At 44.0% G+C, this 6,145-nt stretch carries 3 protein-coding genes; all 3 read right to left on the reverse strand.

Annotation, left to right across the window (positions count from 1 at the left end; all coding sequences use genetic code 11):
• On the reverse strand, positions 1–3,656 hold a 3,656-nt coding region (locus Q0537_RS03025; RefSeq protein ID WP_299224986.1), incomplete at its 3' end, for a hypothetical protein.
• A 564-nt stretch (positions 3,657–4,220) separates the two neighbouring features.
• Positions 4,221–5,024, reverse strand: a complete 804-nt coding sequence (locus tag Q0537_RS03030) for a transporter substrate-binding domain-containing protein (protein WP_005870746.1) — start codon at positions 5,022–5,024, stop codon at positions 4,221–4,223.
• 100 nt (positions 5,025–5,124) lie between these two features.
• Positions 5,125–5,931 carry a transporter substrate-binding domain-containing protein gene (locus Q0537_RS03035; RefSeq protein ID WP_298955206.1) on the reverse strand — a complete coding sequence of 269 codons (807 nt, stop codon included), beginning with the start codon at positions 5,929–5,931 and terminating at the stop codon, positions 5,125–5,127.
• Positions 5,932–6,145 lie beyond the last annotated feature (214 nt).

Below are 6,145 nucleotides of genomic sequence, written 5' to 3' on the forward strand. Positions count from 1 at the left end.
CCATCCGGTATTAGCTTATCTAGGTAGTTAGTGATTAACTCGCTTCCGCTCTTTAGGCTAGCTAAGCTTGCAGCACGGGTTTCGGCGAAGGATTTGGTATTAGAATTTACGCGCGCGCTAGGAGCCGAGGAAGCATCGAATCCTAAATTTAGATAATTGCCGCTTTGATAAATTTTAGGGCTGTAGCTTAGACTTACCCCTACATTTAGCGTTGCGTGCATATTGGCTACGTTAGGAGCTATAAGGCTGCCGCTTCCTTGCTTATTGATTAGATGAATCTCGCTGCTTGGATTAATCGGACCGCTTACTCCGCTGATATAAGCCGTGATATTGTTTACGTTGCTTAGATCTGTGTTAGCGGTAGGATCGCTTAGGGTAAGCACACTATCTCCTGCTCTAATAGAGCTAGGAAGGAAGAAATTTAGCCTGTCAAAGCCGCTAATATTTTTAGCGCTTAAGGAATTTACTGCCGCAGGAGAGCTATTGCTAGCTCCTATGTTAAGGGTGTTGCCGCCACCGCTTGCGCTTATTACGCCTACATTATGACCGCTGATGAAATTTAACGTATTATTTGCGCCTGCTGCGTTGATATTTCTAGCGTTAAAATTCTTATCCTCCCCCACTTTGCCTATATCTATGTTATTTCCGTTAAGACCGCCGGCACCAAGATACTTCTGCAGCTCATCCGCATCAAAGTCTCCATTTATGCTCTCGTTAGTCTTAATAAGCTTTTGGATATAAAGTTCCTTCTCATCCTCGCTTATATGCATACCACCTATGTTTCTGCTAAAGGTATTGGCATCTTTTATGACATAGTTTTTATTTAGTTGAGTTACGTAGCCCTTGTCTTTAAAGCGTGGATCATATCCGGTAAATTTACCGCCTCCGCTTTTATAGGCAAGGGTATATTTCTTATTATCGCCATCTGGATAGCTTGCATTGTTTAAAGCGTTAAATTCGCTTGCGGAATTCACAAATATATCGGTACCGCTTAGATCGGTATTGCCGGAACCCGTTAAATTTAAAGCTCTTTTGGTACTTGATGAAGCATCGTTTTCAATCTCGCTAAGGGAGGCTAAGTTGAATTCCAATTTATTGAAATTTGCAAAATTCCCTGCATTTAGGCCATTGCCTGAGTTTGAAGATAGGATATTTAAGCTATTGCCCGAATTGCTAGCGTTTGCACTAGATACTCCGTATATCGTGCCTGCCACGCTGCCGCTTCTGAAATTTACTACGTTGTTGCTGCCGCTAGCGGCTTCCGCTGCATAGACATTGCCAGCAACTTGCGTGTTGCCGTTTAAATTTACAGTGTTGGAGGAGGCGGTGCCGCTAGCCTTTCCGCCGTATACGCTTCCGCCTACGTTTACCGAGTTGAGAGTTATGGTGTTAGAAATCGCGCTGTTTCCCTTGCCGCCCACTGCCATTGCTCCTACGCTGCCGTTATTTATCGTTACGATATTGGATTTGGCTTCTCCGTTGCTAGTATTGCCGCCGTAAATGCTATTGCGGATTATCGTAGCATTCGTAGTTACGCTATTATCGTGGACATCCCCGCCTCCGCCGCTATTGTGGGCGTTGGCTGCGTTTACGTATTTAACGTCTATTCCGCTTGCTTCGAAAGTTACATGGTTATTATAAATTTCTTGCGGGGTAGCGGAATTTGAATATCCTCCATTGATCTCGCCTATATCGCTTCCACCCTTGATCTTGGCGTAGTTATCGTGGACGCTGTTGCTCCCGTCGGTAGTATCGTCTCTACCAGAGCTTATGTTTTTGCCGCCTAGATTGCCTGCACCCTCTTTTACGATTACGGTATTTCCTTTATTGCCGAATAGCTCAGTAGCGCCCGCAGCCTTGTTGGAATTTTGATTTTGCATTAGCTCGCTTTGATCAAAGTTAAAATCAGACCAAGAGCGAGTTAGTGTGCCCTTTTGCATGATTAAATTCTTGCTGTTTTCGACCTCGATCGTAGTGCCGGTGATTTGATAGTGGTCTTTGTCGGTAATCGTATAAATTTGATTATCTTGCACGGTTTGTGCGGCTCTGGTGATCGTGCCGCCGCCTGAATTATGTATCAGATAGTACTTTCCTTCGCCAAGATCTGATTTTATACCCTCTATCTTTGTGCCGTTTAAATTCGTATTGCCGCTAGTGGTTAGAGTAAGAGGCGCATCGGCTTGGGTAGTGGAATATAGATCGTGAAAATTTATAGAGCCGAAATTTTTAATGTCCTTGGCTTTTTTCACACCGCCGCCGACCCAATTTTCTATATGTAAGGTATTAGTTTTATCGGAATTTTTATTACTACCCCAGATCGTGCCACTTATAGTGCCGCCTCTAAAATTTACGTTGCTATTCTCGACGCTGCCGCTTGTAGCGTAGCCTGCATAGACGTCTCCTGCTATCGTCGTTCTTTCTTTATTGATATAAACGACCGCGTTTTTGACGCTTCCCGCACGTGCGCCATAGACATTGCCGCCTACGTGCACGCCTTTATTAGAATCGAATGCCCCTAGAGTAACTCTATCGCCGTCCGATTCGCCTACGATGCCGTTTGCTGCTGCAACATCGCCCTTTACGGTACCTTTGTAAATATCAATTACGCTTCGCGAGCTTGAGGCGCCGCCCAAAGAGCCCGTGACGCTGCCTACGATCGCATCGTCGTTATTGATTTCTACGCGATTTGCGCTCATTGCGCTAGCGCTATTTGCTTGGCCGCCTGCTACTTGGTAATTTTGCGCTTTTAGCTTTGCGCTTATGGATACGGAGTTTGCGCTAGAGTTTCCGCTTCCGCCCGCTGCGCCCCAAATTCTACCGCTACCGCTTAAAGTAATAGTGCTTGTACCGCCGTAATAAGGCGCCGTTATATTGACGCTATTAGAGTTACTTTGCCCCGTGGAGGATTGAGCGCCGAATATATCGAAGCCCCCTCTAAACGTGCCACCTTTTATAGTTATTCTATTTGATACGGCATCACCGCCGCCGCTTACTATACCGCCTACGATTACGTTTGTAACGGAGCTGTTGCCAATAGTGCCTCCGTCGATTGTTACGGCGTTAGAGGAGGCTTCTTTGTCCGCTCCGCTTCTGCCGCCGATGATATTATAATGTCTATTTGAGCTGCCGCCGAAGTTATCGGCATTTCCCGTAATTTCGGCGCCGTATTTTACAAAAACCTGATTCCGCGTCGCTTCGCCTTCGTTGCCTGTTTTAGACGCCGCTATGCCTTGCCCGCCCACGGCCAAATTTACCTTAGAGCCGTTTTCCAAGCTCACGTAATTATCAGATACACCCTTGGCCTCGGCGCCTATTGCGATACCCACGTAAGCGTTTGCGCCTCTAATCGTAAGTCTATTGTTGGAAGCAGAGTTCAACTCGGTAAAGCCAGCGATCCCATCGCCGCTTCCTCCGCCGTAAATTACGCTGCCGGAGTAATCCGTCCCGCCGCTTGCAACACCCGTAATCGTCGTAATATTGCCGTTCGGGCTAGTGCTTCCGCTGCCGCTAGTATTGCCGCTAAATCCAGCCGAATAGAGGTTATTATGGGTATGGATAAGCGGCGGATTAGAATCTGCATTGCAAAGTGCTTGTGCGGGCGCTAGTGCGAGCACCGCTGCGAGGCTAAGCATAGAGGAGCAGATGGATTTTTTCATATATCGATCCTTTAAAATTCATAAAGTTTGCGATTATACATAAAAATAGATCAGTTTGCAATATGAAAATCACTGATCGGTTTTTGACAGAGGGGGCTGCGTTTGTAATTTCAAGTATTAAAAATTTACTCTTTGCGCAGAATAAATTCTTGACTGTAAAATTTACCCCTTTTTAGAGGGGGCATTTTGAGCGGATTGCAAGTGGTAAAAAATCCTAGCAAGAGGATTTTTAGTAAAATTTGAAATAATAAAAATCTGAGCTAAATTTATTTTAGCAATTCCAAGCTGCCATGGAATTTATGCAGGGTAAATTTTAAAAGGACGAAACAAAAGTCTGCGCGCTGCAAAACCTACGTAGAATTTATGCAAGATAAATTTTAAACGAGCGGAATTTTATATAAATGCCGTTTCGCCCGCGAAAAAGCTTTTTTGAAAAATTTAAACGAGCAAGATTGCGCGATAAATTTTATGTGACCCCCGCTGCAAGAGCTAAAGCATAGCAAGCAGGAGATAAAATTTACGTGATAAATCTTGTATGATAAATTTTAAAATAAGCCGCAAATCCTACAAGAAGCTGTAAATTCCATCTAGCAAGAAATATCTTTTATCCGCAGCGCCGTGATAAAATGGATTAAAAGTTCCCTCGTATGCCTTTTCAAAAAAGCCTTCTTTGCTTAGCTTTATAAGCTCTGCATTGACGAAATCCAGTAGCTCTTTATTGCCTTTCTGCACGCCAATACCCATGAAATCGGGCTTGCCTAGAGTTTTAAGCGGCACTTCTACTTCGCTATCGACTACCGGATATGCCATTGCGATTAGATTATCGGTCGCGTAGGCATCCACGTCGCCGTCTTTTAGCATGCGGTAGCACTCTCTAGCGATCTTACAAAATGTAAAATTTCCAAAGCCTTCTTGTTTAAAAAATGCCTCGCCCGTACCGCCGCTTTCGAGTAAAATTCTCTTCTCTCGCAGATCGGCTAAGGATTTTATTCTATCGGCCTTGCGGGTTAAAACTCCAAGATTTACCGAAAAATACGGTGTTGAAAAATCGATCTGCTGCGCGCGTTCAGGCGTAATGGTAATCGTAGCGATGACGATATCTACGCGGTTATTTACTAGTGCTGGAATTCTATCCTCGACCTTCATCGGCACAAGTTCGATTCTGCCGCCTTTTTCGCCGAAAAGATCATTTGCTATGGCCTGCGCCATCGTAACTTCAAAGCCCTCGAAAGTTCCATCGTTTAGCTCACTAAAAGGAGGCTGTCCGTCGTAAACGCCGATGCGAACGACGCCTTTTGATCTGATCTGTTCCAAACTATCGGCGAAAGCAACGATAAATGGTAGTAACATTGCAAGAAGCAATTTCATGGCAAATCCTTAAATTTAATATCTTTTCCGCTTTCAAATGAAGCAGGAAATTTTATTTGCTAAAATTCTAAAAGCCGGACTCAAAATTTAAAGCAAGCCCTTAGAGCATATTATAAATTCCGTCTAGCAGAAAATATTTCTTATCCGCCGTACCGCGATAGAATGGATCAAAGCTCTGCTCGTAGGCCTTTTTGAAAAAGCCCTCTTTGCTTAGCTTGATGAGCTCTGCATTGACGAAATCAAGTAGTTCTTTGTTGTCTTTCTGCACGCCTATGCCGATGAAATCGCTAGGGCCTAGGTTTTTAAACGGCACTTCCAAAGTATCATCGATGACGGAATATGCAAGCACGATGAGATTGTCGTTTATATAGCCGTCCGCATCGCCATTTCGAATCATTTCGTAACATTCCTTAGCCGAAGCGCAATGGCCTAAATTTTTAAATCCCTTGGTTTTGAAAAATTTCTCGGCTACTGTCGCGTCGCCTTCGAATACGATCTTTTTATCATGAAGCTGCGCGATATCGGTAAAAGCGTCGGCCTTGCGCGTTAATATGCCTAAATTTACGGAGAGGTAGGGGAGGGAGAAATCGATCTTTCTTTTTCGTTCGTTGGTGATGCTAAATAGACCGATAACTAAATCAAGCTTGTTTGCCTCTAAAAATGGAATTCTATCATTTACGCTTAGTGGGATAAACTCGATTTTGCCCTCTTTTTTGCCGAAAATTTCTTTAGCGATCGCGTTTGCAAGATCGATTTCAAATCCTTCAAATTTGCCGCCATTCGACTCGCAAAGCGGTGGATGGGCGTCGCGCACTCCGATGCGAATGACACCGTTTTGTCTGATTTGATCTAGGCTATCGGCAAAAAGCGCCGCACAAAATAGAGCCGCTATAAAAAGTAGTTTCATTTTATGTCCTTAAAATTGGATTTCGCATATTATCTGCTTATCATAAATGACGTTTTAGTCGAAGCCGTTAGATAAAACACTGCTAAATTTCGTCCTAAAATATGGCATAGAGCCCATCTAGTAAGAAATATTTTTTATCTGCAGCGCCTTGATAAAATGGCTTGAAAGTTTCATCATAAGAACGTTCGAAAAAGCCCTGCTTGCTAAGTGTAAC

Source organism: uncultured Campylobacter sp., from assembly GCF_938017775.1.
Lineage (GTDB): Bacteria > Campylobacterota > Campylobacteria > Campylobacterales > Campylobacteraceae > Campylobacter_B.

Coding starts and splice junctions, on each gene's coding strand:
- Q0537_RS03030 (WP_005870746.1), bottom strand. CDS start 5,024: ATGAAATTGCTTCTTGCAATGTTACTACCATTTATCGTTGCTTTCGCC.
- Q0537_RS03035 (WP_298955206.1), bottom strand. CDS start 5,931: ATGAAACTACTTTTTATAGCGGCTCTATTTTGTGCGGCGCTTTTTGCC.